This window comes from Blastococcus sp. SYSU DS0552 (assembly GCF_054050815.1).
In genome coordinates this window covers 24,026-44,736 of sequence record NZ_JBJHAB010000014.1, presented here as the reverse complement: position 1 = coordinate 44,736, position 20,711 = coordinate 24,026, and the positions used below count along the sequence as shown (strand labels likewise).

Here is a 20,711-nt window from a genome sequence, read left to right as displayed (position 1 = left end):
GAACGCACCGGTCGAGAGCACCGTCCGGCCCCCGCCGGCGGCCGGGCTAGGAGCTGGCCTGCTCCGCCCGGGGGCTGCGGGCGCGCGGGACCACCGCGGTGGCCACCCGGTCCCGCCCCTCACGCTTGGCCCGGTACATGGCGGCGTCGGCCTCGTCGACCAGCCGCCACAACGCCGCGACGGCGTCATCCCCCTCGCCGGGCCGGGTGACGGCCAGGCCGATCGACGCGGTGACCACGTGCCCGCCGGCGCCCTGCCCGCGGGCGACGGCAGCCCGCAGCCGCTCGGCCAGCCGGCGGGCCTCCGCAGGGTCGCCCACCGAGCCCACGACGACGAGCTCCTCGCCGCCGGTGCGGGCGAGCACGTCCGCGGGCCGGACGGCGGCCGACAGCGCGGCGGCCACGGAGCTGAGGACGGAGTCGCCGACGGCGTGCCCGAACTCGTCGTTGAGCCGCTTGAAGTGGTCGAGGTCCAGCACCATGGCGCAGATCCGGGTCCCGTCCCGCCGGGCCTGTCCCCAGAGGCGCTCGGCCTGCTCGACGAGGTAGCGGCGGTTGTGCAGCCCGGTGAGCGGATCCAGGTGGGTGAGGGTCGCGGTCTCCACCAGCAGGCGCTGCACCCGCCGGCGCAGCAGGTAGACCGCCGTCGCCGCGACGTTCAGCGTGACGGCGCTGACCCCGACCTGGACGCCGAGGGCCACGGCGCTGTCGTAGCTGGGCCACAGCGCGGCGAGGCAGACGCCGGTAGTCACCGCCATGTGGACCGCCAGCGCCCGGAGCTCCAGGAACCAGGCGGCCGCCAGCGCGGGGAACAGGAGCATCAGCGGGGTGGCGTAGCGCAGGGGGTCCTGGATGCAGAGGACCACGACGAGGTAGATCAGATCTCCGAGCAGCACCAGGACGAGCGTGTACCCGGGGCCGATCCGGCGGCGCGCGGCGAGTGCCGCGGCGAGGGCGAGCAGCAGCAGCATGGTGCCCGCGTAGGCCCACCGCGCCACCCCCTCGCGGAGCACGCCGTCCACCAGGAGGTTGACCGAGCCCATCACACCGCCCATGGCCAGCAGCACGGCGACGGTGACGGCGGCGACGCGGTGCTCGTGGCCACCGGGGGCGGCCGGCCCGGAGCGGACGGGGGCGGAGGTGCGCAGGTCCGGGCCGATCACGGGTGCAGGATGCCGCACCAACCGGCGTTCCGGCACCCCCTGTGCGCCGCCGGTCACCCTGGGGTGCGAGCCCGGGCGGTCGTCGTCCGAGCGGACCCGCGCGCCGGGTGGAAGGCTGAGGTCGTCCGACGAGTGGAGGAGGTCGCGCATGGCCGGGGGGCCCTGGTTCTTCTGTCTCAAGCACCACCGGGTCGAGGACCGCGACGGGTGCGCCGAACGCCACCGGCTCGGGCCGTACGAGACCCGGGAGGAGGCCGAGCAGGCGCTCGCGGCCGTCGCCGAGCGGAACGAGCGGCTCGACGCGGAGGACCGCGAGTGGGAGGAGCGCTGACCCCCGTCCCGGGGGCCAGGCATGATCGGTCCCAGCCGCCGGGTCGTCCGGCGCCGTGGAAGGGGTGGACGTGACGGACGGTCGCGCGGTCGAGGAACTGGTCGTGGGAGTGCTGGGCGGCACGGGCCCGCAGGGGCGTGGGTTGGCCGTCCGGCTGGCCGCCCAGGGCCAGCGCATCCTGCTGGGCTCCCGCGACGCCGAGCGCGCCGCCGAGGTGGCCGCCGAGGTGGCCGAGCGGGCCGCGACGGTGGCCGGCGGGGTCGAGGTGTCGGTCACCGGGGGCTCCAACGTGGACGTCGCGGGCGCGGCGGACCTGGTCATCGTCGCCGTCCCCTTCGCCGGACACGCCGCGACTCTGGCCGAGCTCGCCACCCCGCTGGCCGGCAAGATCGTCGTCGACTGCGTCGTGCCCATGGGCTTCGACGAGCTCGGTGCCTACGTGCTCGACGTCGAGGAGGGCAGCGCCGCGCAGCAGGCGGCCGCGCTGCTGCCGGACTCGCACGTGGTCGGCGCCTTCCACCACCTGTCGGCCAAGCTGCTCGAGGACCTCTCGAAGCCCACGATCGACGGCGACGTCATGGTGGTCGGCGACGACCGCGCCTCGATGGACACCGTCCAGGCGCTGGCCGGCCGGCTGCCGGGGATGCGGGGGATCTACGCCGGCCGGCTGCGCAACGCCCGCCAGGTCGAGGCCCTGACGATCAACCTCGTCTCGGTCAACCGGCGCTACAAGGTGCACGCGGGCGTCCGGATCACCGACGTCTGAAAGGGCCCCGTCCTCCTCACCCTTCGCAGGCTCAGGGTGAGCCTCTGGGCGGGGCCAGGGGAGTTGAGCCGTGACCGGCGCTGGAATCCGCGACGACCAGCGGCGGCCCTACGCGGGGCCGCCGCCGCGGCGGGTCGTCTCGCTGGTGCCGTCGCTGACCGAGGCGATCGCGGCCACCGACGCAGGGCTGCTCGCCGGGGCGACCGACTGGTGCACCCATCCGGCCGGGCTCGACGTCCCGCGGGTCGGCGGCACCAAGTGGCCCGACGTGGGCCGGGTACTGGAGCTCCGCCCCGACCTGGTGGTCGCCAACGCCGAGGAGAACCGGGACTCCGACGTCGCCGCGCTCCGGGCCGCCGGTGTACCCGTGTGGGTGACCGCGCCGGCCACCGTCGACCAGGCGCTCGACTCGCTCGCCCGGCTCTGCGGCGTGCTGGGCCGCCCCGACCCGGGCTGGCTGGCCGACGCCCGCGCGGCCTGGGTGGCGCCGCCGCGGCTGCCGGACGTGCCGGCGGTCGTCCCGATCTGGCGGCGGCCGTGGATGGTGCTGGGTCGCGACACCTTCGCCGGTGACGTGCTGACCCGGCTCGGCGTCCGCAACGTCTTCGCCGGGCACGCCGACCGGTACCCGAAGCTCGGCCGCGGTGAGCCGGCGACGGTGCCGGCGGAGCTGGCGGTGTTCCCCGACGAGCCCTACGCGTTCACGCCGGACGACGGTCCCGAGGCGTGGCCGCAGGCCCGCCCGGTGTTCGTCAGCGGCCGGCACCTCACCTGGTACGGCCCCTCCCTGGCGGAGGCGCCGCAGGTGCTGGCCCGGCAGCTGACCACCTGAGCGGACCGGTGACGTGCTGCTCCGCGCGTGGGCCGCTCCGGGGGTCGTGCGCACGCACTGCGGCCGTTGCAGGGCGCCGACAGCGGGAGCTCGACCCCCAGAGCGAGCTGAGTGGCTACTCGAAGGAGTGCTCGGGGCCGGGGAACGCCCCGCCGCGGACGTCGTCGGCGAACTCCTGCGCGGCCCGCAGCAGCTCGCCCCGCAGGTCGGCGTACTTCTTCACGAACTTCGGCACCCGGCCGCCGTTGAGCCCGGCCATGTCCGGCCACACCAGCACCTGCGCGTCGCACTCGACGCCGGCGCCGATGCCGATCGTGGGGATGGCGAGCTCCTTGGTCACCTGGGCGGCGACGGCCGCCGGCACCATCTCCAGGACGACGGCGAACGCACCGGCCTCCTGCACCGCGTGCGCATCGGCCAGCAGCTGCTCGGCCCCGGCCCCCCGGCCCTGCACCCGGTAGCCGCCGAGGGCGTGCTCGCTCTGCGGCGTGAAGCCGACATGCGCCATGACCGGGATCCCGGCCTCGGTCAGCAGCCGGACCTGCGGCGCCACCCGCACCCCGCCCTCCAGCTTCACCGCCTGGGCGCCGCCCTCCTTCATCATGCGGACGGCGGTGTCGAACGCCTGCTGTGGGCCCGACTCGTAGGACCCGAACGGCAGGTCGGCGACGATCAGCGCCCGCTTGGTGGAGCGGGTGACCGCCTTGGTCATCAGCAGGATGTCCTCGACGGTCACCGGCACGGTGCTGGTGTGCCCGAGCACGACGTTGCCCGAGGAGTCGCCGACGAGCATGACCGGGATGCCGGCCTCCTCGAAGATGGCCGCGCTGTAGGTGTCGTAGGCGGTGAGCATCGCCCACTTCTCGCCGCGTGCCTTGGCCTGCTGCAGGTGGTGGATGCGCACCCGCGCCGTCGACTGGCCGCCGTAGAGGACCGACTCGCTCACGCCTGTGCTCCTTCCCGCACGGTGGGGAGGGTCTCCCGCCAGCGGCTGGTGATGGGCAGGCGCCGGTCGCGCCCGAACGCCTTGAGGCTGATCTTGGTGCCCGGCGCCGACTGGCGGCGCTTGAACTCCGCGGCGTCCACCAACCGGAGGACGCGCGCCACCACCTCCGGGTCGTGCCCCCGCTCGAGCAGTTGGGCCATGCCGAGGTCGCGGTCGACGTAGTCGGCGATCACCGCGTCGAGCTCGTCGTAGGACGGCAGCGAGTCGCTGTCCACCTGACCCGGCGCCAGCTCGGCCGACGGCGGCTTGTCGATCGAGTTCTGCGGGATCGGCTCGGTCTCGCCGCGGCGGCGGGCCTCAGCGTTGCGCCAGCGGGCCAGCTCCCAGACCAGGGTCTTGGGCACGTCCTTGATCGGGGCGAAGCCGCCGGCCGAGTCGCCGTAGAGGGTGGAGTAGCCGACGGCGATCTCGCTCTTGTTGCCCGTCGTCAGCAGGAGGTGGCCGTGCTGGTTGGACAGCCCCATCAGGAGCGTGCCGCGGACCCGGGCCTGCAGGTTCTCGGCGGCGACCCCGGAGAGCTCCACCGAGGACTCGTAGGCGTCGACCATCGGCGCGATCGGCACGACGGAGTAGTGCAGGCCGGTGCGGCGCGCGAGGTCCTCGGCGTCGGCGAGCGAGTGCTCGCTGGACCACTTCGACGGCAGCCCGACCCCGTGCACCCGGTCGGCGCCCAGCGCGTCGACGGCGAGGGCGGCGCAGACGGCGGAGTCGATGCCCCCGGAGAGACCGAGCACCACCGAGGGCATGCCGTTCTTGTCGATGAAGTCGCGCAGGCCCAGCACCAGGGCCCGCCACACCTCCTCGCAGTCGCTGAGCGGTTCGGCGACCGTGGCGGGGCGCGGGTCGAAGGCGGGCACCGGCTCCTCGCTCAGCACGTGCCGGGTGACGGTCATCGGCCCGACCCGGCCCGAGCGGCGCTCGGGCACCGCGGACGGGTCCAGCGCGAGGTCGACGGTGAGCAGGTGCTCGACGAACTGGGGGGCGCGGGCCAGCAGTTCCCCGGTGGGGGAGACGGCCATCGAGTCGCCGTCGAACACCAGCTCGTCCTGCCCGCCCACCTGGTTGCAGTACAGGATCGCCGCCCCCGCCTCGGCCGCCCGGCGACGCACCAGCGGGAGCCGGAGGTCGTCCTTCGCCCGCTCGTACGGGGAGGCGTTGGGGGAGACGACGAGGTCGACCCCGGCCTGGCCGGCGACCCCGCACGGCCCGCCCTCGACCCAGAGGTCCTCGCAGACGGTGAGCGCGACGTCCACGCCGTGCAGCCGCACCACCGGCAGCTCGGTGCCGGGCACGAAGTAGCGCGCCTCGTCGAAGACCCCGTAGTTGGGCAGGTGCCGCTTGTAGTAGCGGACGACGACGTCGCCACCGTGCAGCAGGGCCGCCGCGTTGCGGGGAGCACCCCGGCGGGGGTTGGCGTCGCTGGGCCGGTCGTCGTCGGTGGGCGGCTCGTCGACCGGGGCCGGTCCGCTGCCCTCGGTGTGCGCCAGGTACCCCACGACGACGGCGAGCTCGCCCAGCCCGTCGGCGGCCAGCCGGGCCGCGAGGTCCACCAGCGCCTGCTCGCTGGCGCGGGCGAACGACTCGCGCAGCACCAGGTCCTCCGGCGGGTACCCGGTGAGCGTCATCTCCGGGAAGACGACGAGGTGCGCGCCGGCGGCCGCGGCCTCCGCCGCCCACCGGAGGACCAGGTCGCTGTTGCCCGCGAGGTCACCGACCCGCGTGTCGACCTGGGCGAGGGAGACCCGCATCTGCACCGGCTGCTGATCGCTCACGCCGCCAGTCTCGTCGCCCACCAGGGCCGACGGCCAGGTGGGGGCGCGACACGGGCACCGTCGCGGCCGGGAACCGTGTGCGGATCGCCCGGATTGGGCAGGCTTGCGCCGACGTCACACACCTGAAACGAGCGGACTGGATCATGGCCGGTATGGACCGACAGCAGGAGTTCGTCCTGCGGACCCTCGAAGAGCGCGACATCCGTTTCGTGCGGCTGTGGTTCACCGATGTCTCCGGCTACCTCAAGGCCGTCGCGGTGGCCCCGGCCGAGATCGAGGCCGCCTTCGCCGAGGGCATCGGCTTCGACGGCTCGGCGATCGAGGGCTTCGCCCGCGTCTACGAGTCCGACATGCTCGCCAAGCCCGATCCCGGCACCTTCCAGGTGATGCCGGCCCGCGAGGGCCGGGCCAGCGACACCGCGCGGATGTTCTGCGACATCACGCTGCCCGACGGCTCGCCCTCGTGGGCCGATCCCCGGCACGTGCTGCGCCGGACCCTGGCCAAGGCGGCCGACATGGGGTTCACCTTCTACACCCACCCCGAGATCGAGTTCTTCCTGCTCAAGGACCTGCCCACCGACGGCACCGCACCGGAGCCCGCCGACACCGGCGGCTACTTCGACCTCTCCACGCACAACGTGGCGCACGACTTCCGCCGCGAGGCGGTCTTCGCCCTGGAGGCGATGGGCATTTCCGTGGAGTTCAGCCACCACGAGGTCGCCCCGGGGCAGCAGGAGATCGACCTGCGCTACGCCGACGCGCTGTCGATGGCGGACAACATCATGACGCTGCGGCACGTCGTCCGGGAGGTCGCGCTGGCCCAGGGCGTGCACGCCACGTTCATGCCCAAGCCGTTCACCGAGCTGGCGGGCTCGGCGATGCACACCCACCTGTCGCTGTTCGAGGGCGACCGCAACGCCTTCCACGACCCGGCCGACCCGATGCGGCTGTCGACCACCGGCAAGCAGTTCATCGCCGGCCTGCTGACCCATGCCCGCGAGGTCACCGCGATCACCAACCAGACGGTGAACTCCTACCGCCGGCTGCTGGCCGGTACTGAGGCGCCCACCGCGGCGACCTGGGGTCGGGCGAACCGCTCGGCGCTGGTCCGGCTGCCGAGCTACAAGCCCAGCAAGGCGCAGTCGGCCCGGGTCGAGGTGCGCTCGCCGGACTCCGCGTGCAATCCCTACCTCACCTTCGCAGTCCTGCTGGCCGCCGGCCTGCGCGGCATCGAGAAGGGCTACGAGCTGCCGCCGGAGGCCGAGGACGACGTCTGGTCGCTCACCGACACCGAGCGCCGCGCGGCCGGCTACGAGGACCTGCCGGTCAGCCTCGGCGAGGCGCTGACGGCGATGCAGGGCAGCGAGCTGGTCGCCGAGACGCTCGGCGAGCACGTCTTCCAGTTCTTCCTGCGCAACAAGTGGGAGGAGTTCAACTCCTACCGGCAGAACGTCACGCCCTTCGAGCTGCGCCGGTACCTCCCCGGCCTCTAGCAGGACCTCGTCGCCCCCCGTACCTCGCAGGCTCGGCGCGGGACCCTGCGACGAGGCCGTTCCATCGCCCCACGGGGAGGCGTCACTACGCTCGACGGCGTGACCTCCACCGGCCGCCTGCTCGTCGTCGTCCCGAGCGAGACCGATCCGCCGGCCCGGCTGGGGGAGTGGCTGCGCGACGCGGGCATGGAGCTCGACGAGCGCCGGCTCGGCCTCGGCGCGCAGCTGCCGGACGGCCTCGAGGGCTTCGACGGGCTGCTCGTGCTGGGCGGCCCCCAGTCGTCGATGGACGACGAGGAGACCAGCCCCGAGCTCGTCGGCGTGCGACGACTGCTCGGGCAGGCGCTGCGGGACGATCTGCCCACCCTCGCGATCTGCCTGGGCGCCCAGCTGCTGGCCCAGGTGGGCGGCGGCCGGACCCGGGTCGGGGTGGACGGGCCCGAGGTCGGTGCGACGCTGGTGGCCAAGCGGGACGCCGCGGACGCCGACCCGGTGTTCGGGCCGCTGCCGCTCTCGCCGGACGTGATCCAGTGGCACCACGACGAGATCTCCGAACTGCCGGGGGGCGCCACCCTGCTGGCCGGCAACCCGCACTACCCGCACCAGGCCTACCGGGTGGGGACCTCCGTCTACGGCCTGCAGTTCCACATCGAGACGACGCCGGAGATGGTGCGGGCCTGGGCCGGCAGCGACCCCGTCGGCGTCGCAGCCTCCCCGCTGGACCGGGAGACGCTGTGCGCCCGGGCCGCCGCCGCCCACGACGACGTGGCCGAGGCGTGGCGCCCGTTCGCCGAGCGGTTCGCCGAGCTGGTCCGGGCGAGGGCACAGGTGCGCGCGTGAGCGCGCCGCAGGTGGAGATCCCGCGGCGCGCGATCGTCCGCCTCGTCCGGTTCGGCTTCGAGGACGGCGAGCGCGCCGCCCGGCTGCTGTCGGACCCCGCCCTGGGCCTGTGGGACCTCGAGCGCAACGAGCCCGCCGACCCGGAGGCCGGGCCGGTCGTGGCCGCACTCGCCCGGGCAGGGGACCCCGACCTCGCCGTGCGGTCGCTGCAGCGGCTGATCGAGGCGCTGGACGCCGAGGACGACACGGGGGATGCAGCGGCCACGCTGCTGGCGCGGCTGCGGGGGTCGGGTTCCCTCCGCGCCCGTCTGCTGGCCGTCCTGGGCGCGAGCGCCGGGCTGGCCGACCACCTGGCCGCCTACCCGCTGGACTGGGAGGTGCTCGACGACGGGAACGGGCCGAGCCGGCCCACCCCGCACGCGCTGGAGCAGCAGATGCTGGCCGCCGTCGGCGCCGACCCCGACGACCCCCCGTGGGGCGTGCGGCTGGGGAAGGGAGCCCCGGACGCCGGCCCGTCGCGCATCGCGGCCCTGCGGCACGCCTACCGCCGGGCGATCCTCTCCCTGGCCGGGCGGGACCTCGGCGACGGCGTGCCGGCAGAGGAGGCCGCGGCCGAGCTCGCCGACATCGCCGCCGCCGTGCTCACCGCCGGCCTGGCGCTCGCCGTCGCCGAGCAGCCGGCGGACGCCGCCGCCTGCCGGCTGGCCGTCATCGCGCTGGGCAAGACCGGTGGGCGGGAGCTGAACTACGTCAGCGACGTCGACGTCGTCTTCGTGGCCGAGCCCGCCGACCCGAGCGACCCGGAGAGCCCGGCGCTGGCCACCGCCACCCGGGTGGCCGCGTCGCTCATGCGCATCTGCCACGAGGCCGCGTGGGAGGTCGACGCCGCGCTGCGTCCCGAGGGCAAGGCCGGTGCGCTGGTGCGGACCGTCGCCGGGCACGCCGCCTACTACGGCCAGTGGGCCGACACGTGGGAGTTCCAGGCGCTGCTGAAGATGCGGCCGGTGGCCGGCGACCCCCACCTGGGCCGCGCCTACGTCGAGGAGCTGTGGCCGCTGGTCTGGAAGGCCGGCAACCGGCCCGGCTTCGTCGGCCAGGTGCAGGCCATGCGCCGCCGCGTGGAGGCCAACATCCCGCCGGCGCAGGCCGAGCGGGAGCTCAAGCTCGGCCGCGGCGGGCTGCGCGACGTCGAGTTCGCCGTCCAGCTGCTGCAGCTGGTGCACGGCCGTTCGGACCCGGACCTCCGGGTGGGCGGGACCCTGCCGGCGCTCCTGGCGCTGTCGGCCGGTGGGTACGTCGGTCGGGAGGACGCGGCGACGCTCATCGCCTCCTACCGCTTCCTGCGCACCGTCGAGCACCGGCTGCAGCTGCTCCGGCTGCGGCGCACCCACCTGCTGCCCACCGACGAGCAGCAGCTGCGCTGGCTGGCCCGCTCGATGGGGTACAAGCCCGACCACCGCGGCGACGCCGTCGACGTGCTGCGGGCGGAGCTGGCGCTGCACACCCGCGAGGTGCGGCGCCTGCACGAGAAGCTCTTCTACCGGCCGCTGCTGTCGGCCGTGGCCAAGGTGCCGTCGGAGGCCGCGCAGCTGGGCAGCAAGGCCGCCGGTGACTGGCTGCGGGCGCTCGGCTTCGCCGACCCCGACGGCGCGCTCCGGCACCTGGCGGCCCTCACCGGCGGGGTCTCCCGCTCGGCCTCGATCCAGAAGTACCTGCTGCCGGTGCTGCTGCAGACGTTCGCCTCCTGCCCCAACCCCGACGCCGGGCTGCTGGCCTACCGGCAGGTCAGCGAGGCCCTCGGCGGGAACCAGTGGTACCTGCGGCTGCTGCGCGACGAGGGGCAGGTCGCCGAGCGGCTGGCCCAGCTGCTGGGCTCCAGCCAGTACGTCGCCTCGCTGCTCACCCGGACGCCGGAGGCGCTGCGGCTGCTCGCCGACGACGCCGAGCTCGAGCCGCGCTCGGCGGCGACCCTGGCCCGGGCGTGGCGGCAGGCGGCCGGCCGCGCGCCGGACCCGCAGGCCGGCGTTCGGGTCATCCGCGGGCTGCGCCGGCAGGAGCTGCTGCGGATCGCGGCGGCGGACCTGCTCGGCCGGCTCGACGTGCACCGGGTGGGGCAGGCGCTGACCGACGTCGCCGTCGCCACGCTGCAGGCCGGGCTCGACGCCGCGCTGCGGACGCACGCCCTCGAGTCGCGCGTCGACGTCGCCGACCTGCCGATGGACCTCGCCGTGATCGGCATGGGGCGCCTGGGCGGTGGGGAGCTCGGCTACGGCTCCGACGCCGACGTGCTGTTCGTCCACCGGCCCCGGCCGGGAGCGGACGAGGCCAGGGCCTCGGCCGCGGCGAACGCCGTGGCCCACACCCTGCGGCGGCTGCTCGGTGAGCCGGCACCGGACCCCGCGTTCGAGGTGGACGCCGACCTGCGGCCCGAGGGGCGGCAGGGCGCCCTGGTGCGCAGCCTCCCCGCCTTCCGCGAGTACTACGAGCGCTGGGTGTCGGTGTGGGAGGTGCAGGCGCTGCTGCGCGCCGTCCCGGTGGCCGGCGACGAAGCCCTGGGCGCGGATTTCGTCGCGCTGGTCGACCCCGTCCGGTACCCCGCCGACGGGTTGTCCGGCGAGCAGGTCGCCGAGATCCGGCGCATCAAGGCGCGGGTGGAGCGGGAGCGGCTGCCCCGTGGGGCCGACCCCGCCACCCACACCAAGCTCGGCCGCGGCGGGCTGGCCGACGTCGAGTGGACAGTCCAGCTGCTCCAGCTCGAGCACGCCGCCGCGGCGCCGGCGCTCCGGGTTGCGTCCACCGCGGGGGCGCTGACCGCGCTCGCCGAGGAGGGGCTGCTGCCGGCGGAGCAGGCCGAGGCGCTCACCGCGGCGTGGGAGCTGGCCACCCGGGCGCGCAACGCGATCTTCCTGGTGCGCGGGCGCCCCAGCGACCAGCTGCCGCGGCCGGGGCTGGAGCTGGGCGGGGTCGCCCGGGCGTGCGGGTACGGCGCGGATGACGACCCGGGCCGTTTCCTCGACGACTACCGCCGCACCACCCGGCACGCCCGGGCCGTGGTCGAGCAGGTCTTCTACGGGCAGGCGCAGTCCGGTCCGGTGCCCTGAGCCGCGGCGGTACATGACGATCCGGTTGCATCGGGACGGTGAGGGTTCGCCGCCGGGAGCGGCGGCAAGGGCACAGCAGTGACTTGACGCCGAGACCAAGGCAGGATCTGCGATGCGTTTCCTCCCCGCCGGAGTCTGCGCGGCTCTGCTCCTCACGGCCTGCACCGCGGACGGCGGCAGCTCGGACGGCGACACCGCCGCGACCGCTTCGCCGACGGCGTCGCCGACCACGACGGCGCTGAGCGACGACCGGGCGGTCGAACCGGTCGGCGACCCGGGTACCGCCGCGGTGCAGGGCGGTGGTTTCCCCGATGCCGACCGGCCGGTCGCCCACCTGGCCGATGTCCGGGCCGCCGGGCACGACGGCTTCGACCGGGTGGTCCTGGAGTTCGAAGGCGACCGGGTGCCCAGCTACCGGGTGTCCTACGTCGAGCCGCCGGTGACGCAGGACGCCTCGGGGCGCCCGGTGGAGATCGAGGGGAACGCCTTCCTGGAGCTGCGCACCAGTCCGGCCAGCACCGTCGACCTGTCCGGCGAGCGCCCCGAGCAGGTGTACGAGGGCCCCGAGCGCATCGAGCCGACGGGCGGGTCCGTGGTCACGGAGGTGGTCCAGACCGGGGACTTCGAGGCGAACATGGCCTGGACGGTCGGCCTGCAGGAGCGCGTGTCGTTCGGCGTGGCCACCCTCGCGGACCCGCCGCGCCTGGTGGTCGACGTCCGCCACCCGTCGGACGAGGAACCGGGCACCCTGCAGCCGGTCGGCGACGGCGACACCGTTGAGTCCATCGCTGCCGGCGACGGGCCGCTCGTCGCACTCACCGACGTGCGGCTCGGCGCCCACGAGGGGTTCGACCGGATCGTGTTCGAGCTGGCCGGTGAGGGCGAGGCCGGCTGGCGGGTCGGCTACACCGACGAGCCGCGTGCCCAGGGGTCCGGAGCCCCGGTCGAGGTGCCCGGCGACGCAGTCCTCGGCATCACGCTGACCAACATCGCGCTGCCGTTCGACGCCCCCGAGGGCGTGCAGCCCTGGGAGGGGCCCGACCAGCAGGCGATCGCCGGGGCGACCGTGCTGGACACCCTGGTCGAGGACACCCTCTTCGAGGGCCACTACACCTTCTTCGCCGGGGTGGACCGGGAACGGCCGTTCGCGGTCGGACTGCTGAACTCGCCGCAGCGGATCGTGGTCGACATCCTCGCGGAGGAGCCGGCCGCCCCGGTCGCGCTGTCGCAGCGCTGCGAGAGCCCCGCCGGGTTCGCCCTGTCGTATCCGGAGTCGTGGGCGGTGAACCCGGGGGACACGGTCCCCGCGTGCACGCGGTTCGCGCCCGACCCGTTCACCGTGCCGCCCGGCACCGACGCCCGGGTGGGCGCGGTGACCGCCTCGGTCGAGCCGGCACCGTTCGACCGGGTCGCCGACCCCGCGGGCGCGGAGGAGCTGAGCCGGACCGACACCACCGTCGGCGGCCGGACCGCCGTGCGGGTCGAGCGGGTCTCCTCGGGTGAGGGCCTCTGGCCCGAAGGGGTGCGGACCACCAGCTACGTCGTCGACCTCGGCGAGGGGGAGGACGGCCCGCGCACCCTGGTGGTCAACACGGTGGGCCTGCCGCAGTTCGACTACGCGCGCAACGTCCGGGTCCTGGACCGCATGGTCGAGACGTTGGAGCTCACCGAGCCCTGATCCGTTGGACCGGCGCCGTGTACCCGGGAGCCGGCAGGGCATGCTGGAGGCGTGTCGTCACCGTCGGCCGAGCCCGAACCCCCCGAGGACATCGCCGGCACGGACCCCGGCGATGGACCGGCCGACGGCGCCACGATCACGCCCTACCGCGACGGGCCGCTGATCGTGCGCGGCAACTTCCGGCTGCTGGACCAGGACGGCGCCGAGATCGATCCCGGACGCGACACCATCGCGCTCTGCCGCTGCGGGAAGTCCGGGATCAAGCCGTTCTGCGACGGGTCCCACAAGCGCTCCGGCTTCTCCGCGCCGAGCGGGCCGAGCAGGCCGCGACCGGCCACGCGGATCCTCCGGGACGGGCGCCGGGAGACCTGACCCCGTCGCCCGTCCCGGATCAGCGCGCGGACTCGAACGCCCGGGCCATCCGGACCTGCTCCTCCAGGATCTGCGCGATCCGGGCCTGGACGGCGTCGAGCTGCCCGATGACGGCGCTCGTCGCGCTGATGCCGGAGGTCACGGATTCCGTGCCCGCCTGGATGCCGGCGACCTGCTCGGACACCCGGCTGGTCGCCTGCGCCGTCTCCCGGGCGAGCTCCTTGACCTCGTTGGCCACCACGGCGAACCCCTTGCCGGACTCCCCGGCGCGGGCCGCCTCGATGGTCGCGTTGAGGGCCAGCAGGTTGGTCTGGTCGGCGATCGCCGAGATGATCCGGATGACGTCGCCGACGGCGGCCGACGCGCTGGCCAGCGCCTGCACCTGCGTGGTCATCGACGAGGCCTCGGCGACCGCGCTCTCCGCCACCCGCCCGGCGTCGTCGCCGGCCTCGCGGAGCCGGGAGACCGTCTCCAGCAGGTCCCGGGAGTTGGCCCGGTCGGCCTCCGCGCGGCGCAGGATGTCCAGGCGCTGGGAGACCAGCTGCTGCACGTTGCGCAGCGCCGCGGCGCGTGACTCGGACAGGTCGATGGTCTCGGTGACGAAGAAGTCCATCGTGCCCACGACGCGCCCGTCGCAGAGGACCGGGAAGCAGACGCCGGAGCGCACCCCGGCCCGCTGCGCGGCGGGTGCGCGCACGCAGTCGGTCACCTCCGCGAGATCGCGGACGAAGACCAGGTCACGGGAGCGCCAGGCGCGCCCGGACAGGCCGACGCCCTCGGCGAAGCTGGCGGCCAGGGTGACCTGGCGGAACTCGTCCCCGGCCGAGCCGGACTCGACGGAGAACCGCAGCACGCGTTGCTCCTCGTCGAGCGCCCAGAACGAGCCGTAGGCCCAGCCGAAGGCGGTCCGGACCGTCTCGAGCGCCACCCGCAGGGCGGTCGCCTCGTCGTGTGCCTCGCCCACCCGGGCGACGACGGTGGTCACCGCCTCCCGGTCGTCCAGGGTCTCGCGGAGCGTGGCGGCGGTCAGCGCGCTGCGCCGGGCGTGGGCGATCAGCCGGCCCAGAGCCTGCCACTTCTCGGCACGCCCGCCGAAGAACGGCAGCTCGCGCTCGCTGTAGTACTCGAGGACCGCGGTCACCCGGTTGCCCTCGACGACGGGGAGGAAGCAGCCCTGACGGGCGCCGGCCGCGTGGGCGGTGGCCCACCGCAGGCAGGTGCCGGTGGCCGTGCCCGCGTCCATGAGCACCGGCGTCCGCCGGCGCAGGGCCTCGCCGCCGTAGCCCGCGCCCGCCACCATCGCCTCGCCGGTGGGCCATCCGGCGGCCATGGCCGCGGCGGCCGTGCCCTCGGTGACCCGGAGGACGTAGTTGCCCTGCCCGTCGGGCAGCCAGGCGGCGCCGTAGCTCAGCCCGAGCGCCTCCACGAGCGTGCGCATGATCCGCCGGTGGGCGTCCAGCTCACCGGTCACGTCGCCCTCCAGCGACGCGATGACGCGCTCCAGGGCCTCGACGTCGCGCGGTTGCTCCGCCTGCTCCGGCGTCCGACGCGTCTCCCGCCTGCGCATGGCACCCTCCCGTGGTCCGCGCCGCGCCCGGTGGGGAGCGGTCTGACCGCGCACGAGGTTTCGGCCTGCAACCACGGTTGTTGAGCCGCACCCGAGACGGGCCGGGAACGGAACGGCCGGGCCCGCGACACGGAGGGGTGGCCTGCGGCGGGGCCGGTTGCTCGATGTGACTCGCATCGCACAGGATGCGCGCAACGTCCTGCCCGGCGGGCTCCCCGGCCGGTGCCCGAACGGAGGACCCATGGATTCCGCGCTCACCGCCGTCGCGCTGCCCCTGGCGCTGGCCGTCGTCATGTTCGGGCTCGGGCTCTCGCTCACCCCCGGCGACTTCACCCGCATCGCCCGGCAGCCGAAGGCGGTCGTGATCGCCCTGGGCCTGCAGCTGCTGGCGCTGCCGGTTCTCTGTTTCGGCTTGGTGCTCCTCTTCGACCTCCCCCCGCTGCTGGCGGTCGGCATGCTGCTGCTCGCGGCCTCGCCCGGGGGCACCACGGCGAACCTGTTCAGCCACCTCTACCGGGGCGACGTCGCACTGAACATCAGCCTCACCGCGCTGAACTCGGTGATCGCCGTCGTCACGCTGCCGGTGGTCACCAACCTGGCGATCGGCTTCTTCGAGCCGGCCGCCGGCGGCAGCCTGGGCCTGCAGTTCGGCAAGACGCTGCAGGTCTTCGCGATCGTGCTGGTCCCCGTGGCCCTCGGCATGCTCGTGCGCCGGTCGGCCCCCGCCTTCGCCGACCGCTCGGACAAGCCGGTGCGCGCCCTGTCGGCGGTGGTCCTCGCGCTGGTCATCGTCGGCACCATGGTCGCCGAGCGGGAGAACATCGGGGGCTACCTGCGCGACGTCGGGCTGCCGGCGCTGCTGTTCTGCCTCTGCAGCCTCGCGATCGGGTTCGCCGTGCCGCGCCTGTTCGGCATCGCCCGGGCGCAGTCGATCGCCAGCTCCTTCGAGATCGGCGTGCACAACAGCACCCTGGCGATCGCGGTGGCCGTCAGCGTGCTCGGCAGCGTCGAGCTGGCCGTGCCGGCCGCGGTCTACGGCGTGCTGATGTTCCCCGTCGCCGCGGCGTTCGGCTGGGTGATCACCCGGAACCGCGCCACCGCTCCGGGCCGGGCCGACACCGCGGGAGTCGGTGAGGTGACCGGCCCGTCGCGGTAGGGCGGTCGAACGGTCAGGCCGCCAGCGCCGGGCGCCGGAACAGGCCCGACTGGCCGGCCTCCCACGCGCCCAGCAGGTGGTGGGCGGCCAGCCCGTCCATGGCCAGCGAGCTGGCCGCCCCGAACAGCACGTCGGGGGCCAGCTCCGGTTCCGCGGCGACCAGTGAGCCGCACATGTCCACGGAGGCGATCTGCTCGTGCACGGCGTCGGCCTCCACGTGCTCGTCGTAGAAGACGGTGGTCCGCTCGTCGAACCCCAGCCGGCGCAGCCCGGCCGAGTACCGCCGGCTGGGCTCGGAGGAGGTCATCTCCACGGTTGCCAGGTGCCCCAGGGCGGCTCCGCGCCAGCGGCGGTGCAGCCCGAACAGCGACATGGTGTTGACCGAGGCGAACGCCACGGCAGGCGCGTCGTCCCACAGCGCCCCGTAGCCGGCGTCGAGCCCCAGGTCGCGCATCAGCCCGGCGAACAGCTCGCTGTGCATCCGCTCCGCCGAGCCGCCGCCGTACTCGTCGGCCTGGATCTCGACCATGGCGGCCTTGGTGCGCCCGCTCAGCCGGGGGATGGCGAACGTGTGCGGGTCGGCCTCCTTGAGGTGGTAGACCGACCGGAGGACGAGGTACTCCCGCCACTGCTCCAGCGTGCCCCGCTTGGCCATGTAGGCCGACAGCGACGGACCGTCGTCCGCCGCGATCAGGGCGGTCAGCTGCCGGTCGATCGGCTCACCGGTGACCGCGACCTCGCCCACCAGCCCGCGCAGCGCGGCGAGGTGCCGCCGTTCCAGCCCGGCGCGCAGCCGGAGCAGCTCCGGGTCCCACTCCCAGTCCTCCGACACCCCGTCGAACCCGCGGTAGTGGAGCTCGTAGCAGATCGCGAGGGCGAGCTGCAGGTCGTCGTCGAGGAGGGCCCCGGAGCGGTGGGGCTCCAGGCGCTCGGCGCACGCCCGCGTCGCGGCCGACAGGTCGGCGCGGGTGGCGAGGTCGCGCGCGAGGGCGTCGCTGAGGGGGCCCCGGGGCTCGGGCAGGCGCATGATCGTGAGCATGCCCAACGAACGTCGGTTCGATGCGCCGGCGGATGTGATGTCCCCCGCGTGTAGGACAGGGGCATGACCACCCCGGCTGAGCGCGTCGTCCTCGTCACCGGCGGCAGCGCCGGCATCGGTCGTGCCACCGTCGCCCGGCTGGCCGCGGACGGTGCGCGGGTGGCGACCTGCGCCCGGGACGGTGAGCGGCTGCGGGCGGCGGTGACCGGGGTGCCCGGGGTCACCGCCACGGAGGCCGACGTCGCCGACGCGGCGGCCCGGGCCGAGCTGGTCGACCGGGTGCTGGCCGAGCACGGCCGGCTGGACGCGGTCGTCCACAACGCGGGCCTCGGCTGGGCCGGCCTGCTGGAGGACATGCCGGGGGAGGTGGTCGCCGGCGTGGTCGCCACCAACCTGGTCGCGGTCGTCGAGCTGACCCGGCTGGCGCTGCCCCACCTCCTGCGGTCGGCCGCCGAGCGGGGCCGGGCCGACGTCGTGACGGTCTCCTCGGTCGCCGCCTGGTCGCAGGTGCCTCCCCTGACCGTGTACTCGGCGACGAAGGCCGGGGTGCAGGGCTTCTCGTCGGGGCTGCGGCGGGAGGTCGCGGCCCGGGGCGTCCGCGTGCACACGGTGAACCCGTTCTTCGTGTCGACCGAGTGGCTGGCACGCGGCCACGGTCATGCCCCGGCGTCGGACGCCGACGCGCGCGGGCGGCTGTCCCGTGGCATCGCCCCCGAGCGGGTGGCCGAGCGGGTGGCCGAGTGCCTGACCTCGCCCCGGGCGCGGACGATCTCGGTCCCTCGTTGGTCGGGGCTGGCGCGGTTGGGGGAGCTGCCCCCGGTGGACCGCCTGCTGGACCGGGCGCTGTCGGCCAACGCCGGCCGCATCCGGGCGGCCGCGGAGCGGGCGGTGCGCCGCCGGGTGTGACGCGGCAACCCGGGCGGTGCCCGCCGGCGCCCGGGAGGGGTTGGCATGATCCGCTCGTGACCGGGACGACGCCGACCTCCTCCCGCGCCGCGGCCCGTACCTGGTGCGGCGCGCTCGCGGTCGTGGTCGCGGTGTCGATCGCGACCCAGTTCGTGCTACAGGTGTCCGACCCCGCAAATCCCGCGCTGGGCGTCCTCGAGCGGATCCTCCGGTTCTTCAGCTACTTCACGGTGCAGAGCAACCTGCTCGTGCTGGCCGCGACGGTTCGATGCGGACCTGAGCCCGGCCGGCCGTTGCCGCCGGCGCTGGGTCAGGCGGCGGCGAGGAAGCGGTCGAGCGCCTCGGCGATCTGGCGGTGCCCGGTCGGGGTCGGGTGCACACCGTCGCCCGACATGCCGAAGTCCGGCAGCGCGGACAGGTCGGCGAACGCGTACCCCTGGTCGGCCGCCACGTCCGCCATGGCCTGGAGGTAGGCATCCCAGGCGGCGACGGAGACGTCGGTGCGCCGCGGGTACCCGACGATCAGGACCGACGGGTCGGGACCGACGTCCGGTCCGCGGAGGTGCCCGATGGTCGCGGTGAGGTAGTCGCGGAACTGGGCGGCGGTGAACCCGGCGACGACGTCGTTGTAGCCGAGCGCCACCACGACCAGGTGCGGCGCGGCCGCGGCGACCGCCTGGCCGTGCTGCGGCGCGGTGGGCAGGTTGGCGTAGTCCTCGGCCTGCCAGCCGGAGTGGCCGGCCTCCCACACGCGGACACCGGCGGCCTCGTCCCCGTCGTACACGCTGATGCCCTCGATCAGCACGGTGCGGCCGCTGGTGTTGGTCAGGGTGACCGTGTGCGGGCCCGGGGGCAGCGGAGGCGAGGTCCAGCTGCCGCCGTCGCTCGGGGTGTAGCCACCGCCGGTGGTCGTGACCGGGATGCCTGCCGCGCCGTCGACGGAGACGGTGATCGTCCCGGTGTTGAGGCTGCTCGCGTAGTGCAGCTCGAACGAGGTGCCGGTGAAGGTGGTGGTCATCGAGTTGCCCGCGCCGGAGGGCATGTGGTTCGCCCGCATGCCGAAGCCGTACTGGGAGCCCAGCGTGGACGTGCCGCCGAAGGTGAACCGGTCCACCATGCCGGCGGCGGCGTAGTAGGCGGGGACGTAGCCCTCGCCGCCGGCGACACCGGGCGGCTGGTGGCGGGCCCGCAGGAGCCCGAGCAGGTGATCGACCCAGCGGTTGCCCTTGCCCACGTCCCGGCCCTCGGTCACCGAGTCACCGACCACGACCACGTCGAGCGGGCCGCGCCCCGCGGCGCTGTCGGCACGGGCCGCGCGGAAGGCGTCGAGCCCTTCCGTGCCCCCCGACGGAGGCGGCGTGGTGGTGGGTGCGGTCGTGGTGGTCGGTGCCGTGGTGGTCGTAGGTGCGGTCGTGCTGGTCGGCGTCGTGGTGGTCGGGGCCGAGGAGGTGGGCGCGGGGGTCGTCGTGCTCGGCGCTGGGGAGGTGGTGGGGGTGGGCGACGGCGCCGGGGTGAACGACGCGGCGATCTCCCTGGCCGCCTGCAGCATCAGTGGGCGGTAGCCGGTCCCGGTGTGGATCTGCGACGCCTGCTTGAGCGCCGCGAGGGACGGGGAGACGCCCTGGTGCAGGAGGCGCGCCGCGTCGAAGTCGCAGGCGACGTCCCGGGCGAGGCAGAGGTCGAAGACCGGGGACGTCGTCACGACGTCCCGTGCGCCTGGCTGCAGGGCCGTGCGGACCCCTTGCGCGGTGGCGGGCGCAGTACCGCGGCGGGTGGCGGCGGTCTGGCCCACCCGGTCCCCGTCGGCGACGAGGACGCTGGCGGTGATGCGGGACAGCAGCCCCGCCCGGCCGTCGTCCGCGAGCCGGGCCAGCGCCTGGTGCACCACCATGGCGCCCTGCGAGTACCCGGTCAGGACGAAGCCCGCGCCCGGGCACCGGGTGTGCAGCGCGACCATCTGGTCGACGGCGGAGCCGACGCCCTGGTCGACGCTGCGCGTGTAGGCCCCCAGGCGTTCGGTCGTGTAGCGCTCCATCGCCGCCGGCCGCCGCGCCGGGTCCGCCAGCTGGGTCAGCTCGGCCCTCGTCGGCGTCAGGACGGTGACCGACGTGGGGGAGTGGGTGACCGCGACGTTCTCGACCACCAGCCCGCTGCCGTGCCTGGCCCTGAGCTCGCGCTCGAGCCCGTCGGCGAAGTAGTCGGCGTTCGTTCCCATCCCGCGGTTGGCCGTGGTGATCGGCTCCGTCGATCCCCGGGCACCCACGATCGCCACGTCCGGGCAGTCGTCGTCGGCCGCGCCGGCCGCCAGGGTCACGGCGACGGAGGAGGTGAGCAGCGCGAGGACGCTGCCGATCGTCAGCGCGCTCCGACGTGCACGTCCCACGACACGACCCCCCGTGATCGGGATGGACGCCGACGGCGGGAGCCCGTCGCCGGATGCGCATCCGTCTGAGGGTTCCGGACGCTACGCCACGGCGCGGAGGTCGGCTACGCTCCCGCGCCCGGCTCCTCGAGGTCCGGACGCGCCGCGGCCCGCTCACGCCAGGGGCTGAGCGTTCGTCGCAGCCCTCCGGGGAGCACAGGGGAAAGCAGGTGAGCTGTGCGGCCGTGCGCCGTATGCCGTGGCGACGTGCGCCTGGAGTCGATCCGTACCGATCCCGTCGATGGCTCACTGCTGGTGCCCTGGGCGC

The 20,711-nt window shown here is 74.8% G+C and carries 16 protein-coding genes; 10 read left to right on the top strand and 6 right to left on the bottom strand.

What is annotated here, in order from left to right; translation table 11 throughout:
* Window positions 1–46: 46 nt before the first annotated feature.
* A complete protein-coding gene (locus ACI8AG_RS14735; protein ID WP_456597640.1) occupies window positions 47–1,162 on the bottom strand; it encodes a diguanylate cyclase in 1,116 nt (371 codons plus the stop codon).
* 148 nt (window positions 1,163–1,310) lie between these two features.
* Between ACI8AG_RS14735 and ACI8AG_RS14730 the strand changes: the two genes are divergently transcribed.
* From ACI8AG_RS14730 to ACI8AG_RS14720, 3 genes are all read left to right on the top strand, one after another.
* Window positions 1,311–1,493, top strand: a complete 183-nt coding sequence (locus ACI8AG_RS14730; protein ID WP_456589032.1) for a hypothetical protein — start codon at window positions 1,311–1,313, stop codon at window positions 1,491–1,493.
* Between the two features lie 70 nt (window positions 1,494–1,563).
* Window positions 1,564–2,259 (top strand): NADPH-dependent F420 reductase, encoded by a 696-nt coding sequence (gene npdG, locus ACI8AG_RS14725; protein ID WP_456589033.1) that lies wholly within the window; start codon window positions 1,564–1,566, stop codon window positions 2,257–2,259.
* A gap of 70 nt (window positions 2,260–2,329) precedes the next feature.
* A complete protein-coding gene (locus ACI8AG_RS14720) occupies window positions 2,330–3,091 on the top strand; it encodes a helical backbone metal receptor (RefSeq protein ID WP_456597639.1) in 762 nt (253 codons plus the stop codon).
* Window positions 3,092–3,206: 115 nt separating this feature from the next.
* Here the strand turns inward: ACI8AG_RS14720 and panB are convergent, their stop codons facing one another.
* On the bottom strand, window positions 3,207–4,037 hold the full coding sequence (gene panB, locus ACI8AG_RS14715) for a 3-methyl-2-oxobutanoate hydroxymethyltransferase (RefSeq protein ID WP_456597638.1): 831 nt from the start codon (window positions 4,035–4,037) through the stop codon (window positions 3,207–3,209).
* Entirely contained in the window at window positions 4,034–5,869 is a 1,836-nt protein-coding gene (locus ACI8AG_RS14710; RefSeq protein WP_456589036.1) for an NAD+ synthase, read from the bottom strand. Before ACI8AG_RS14710 ends, panB begins: the two co-directional genes overlap by 4 nt.
* 152 nt (window positions 5,870–6,021) lie before the next feature.
* On the opposite strand from ACI8AG_RS14710, the gene ACI8AG_RS14705 reads away from it, so the two are divergent.
* The 5 genes from ACI8AG_RS14705 (at window position 6,022) to ACI8AG_RS14685 (ending at window position 13,353) form a co-directional block, all read left to right on the top strand.
* Window positions 6,022–7,362: a glutamine synthetase family protein gene (locus ACI8AG_RS14705; protein ID WP_456589037.1), complete on the top strand. Its 1,341-nt coding sequence runs from the start codon at window positions 6,022–6,024 to the stop codon at window positions 7,360–7,362.
* A 99-nt stretch (window positions 7,363–7,461) separates the two neighbouring features.
* A complete protein-coding gene (locus ACI8AG_RS14700; RefSeq protein ID WP_456589038.1) occupies window positions 7,462–8,202 on the top strand; it encodes a type 1 glutamine amidotransferase in 741 nt (246 codons plus the stop codon).
* Window positions 8,199–11,303, top strand: a complete 3,105-nt coding sequence (locus ACI8AG_RS14695) for a bifunctional [glutamine synthetase] adenylyltransferase/[glutamine synthetase]-adenylyl-L-tyrosine phosphorylase (protein ID WP_456597637.1) — start codon at window positions 8,199–8,201, stop codon at window positions 11,301–11,303. The genes ACI8AG_RS14700 and ACI8AG_RS14695 overlap by 4 nt, the downstream gene beginning before the upstream one ends.
* Window positions 11,304–11,415: 112 nt before the next feature.
* Complete coding sequence (locus ACI8AG_RS14690) at window positions 11,416–12,981, top strand: AMIN-like domain-containing (lipo)protein (RefSeq protein ID WP_456597636.1); 1,566 nt, start codon at window positions 11,416–11,418, stop codon at window positions 12,979–12,981.
* A gap of 51 nt (window positions 12,982–13,032) precedes the next feature.
* Complete coding sequence (locus tag ACI8AG_RS14685) at window positions 13,033–13,353, top strand: CDGSH iron-sulfur domain-containing protein (protein WP_456597635.1); 321 nt, start codon at window positions 13,033–13,035, stop codon at window positions 13,351–13,353.
* Between the two features lie 19 nt (window positions 13,354–13,372).
* On the opposite strand, the gene ACI8AG_RS14680 is transcribed toward ACI8AG_RS14685, so the two are convergent.
* Window positions 13,373–14,920 (bottom strand): methyl-accepting chemotaxis protein, encoded by a 1,548-nt coding sequence (locus ACI8AG_RS14680; RefSeq protein WP_456597634.1) that lies wholly within the window; start codon window positions 14,918–14,920, stop codon window positions 13,373–13,375.
* Window positions 14,921–15,161: 241 nt separating this feature from the next.
* Between ACI8AG_RS14680 and ACI8AG_RS14675 the strand changes: the two genes are divergently transcribed.
* Window positions 15,162–16,076 carry a bile acid:sodium symporter family protein gene (locus ACI8AG_RS14675; protein WP_456597633.1) on the top strand — a complete coding sequence of 305 codons (915 nt, stop codon included), beginning with the start codon at window positions 15,162–15,164 and terminating at the stop codon, window positions 16,074–16,076.
* Between the two features lie 13 nt (window positions 16,077–16,089).
* Here ACI8AG_RS14675 and ACI8AG_RS14670 read toward each other — a convergent pair whose 3' ends face one another.
* On the bottom strand, window positions 16,090–17,115 hold the full coding sequence (locus ACI8AG_RS14670) for an iron-containing redox enzyme family protein (RefSeq protein ID WP_456597632.1): 1,026 nt from the start codon (window positions 17,113–17,115) through the stop codon (window positions 16,090–16,092).
* 63 nt (window positions 17,116–17,178) lie between these two features.
* Here ACI8AG_RS14670 and ACI8AG_RS14665 point away from each other — a divergent pair, with 63 nt between their 5' ends.
* Entirely contained in the window at window positions 17,179–18,021 is an 843-nt protein-coding gene (locus tag ACI8AG_RS14665; protein ID WP_456597631.1) for an SDR family NAD(P)-dependent oxidoreductase, read from the top strand.
* Window positions 18,022–18,331: 310 nt separating this feature from the next.
* Here ACI8AG_RS14665 and ACI8AG_RS14660 read toward each other — a convergent pair whose 3' ends face one another.
* Window positions 18,332–20,404 carry a cutinase family protein gene (locus tag ACI8AG_RS14660; protein ID WP_456597630.1) on the bottom strand — a complete coding sequence of 691 codons (2,073 nt, stop codon included), beginning with the start codon at window positions 20,402–20,404 and terminating at the stop codon, window positions 18,332–18,334.
* Window positions 20,405–20,711: the final 307 nt, after the last annotated feature.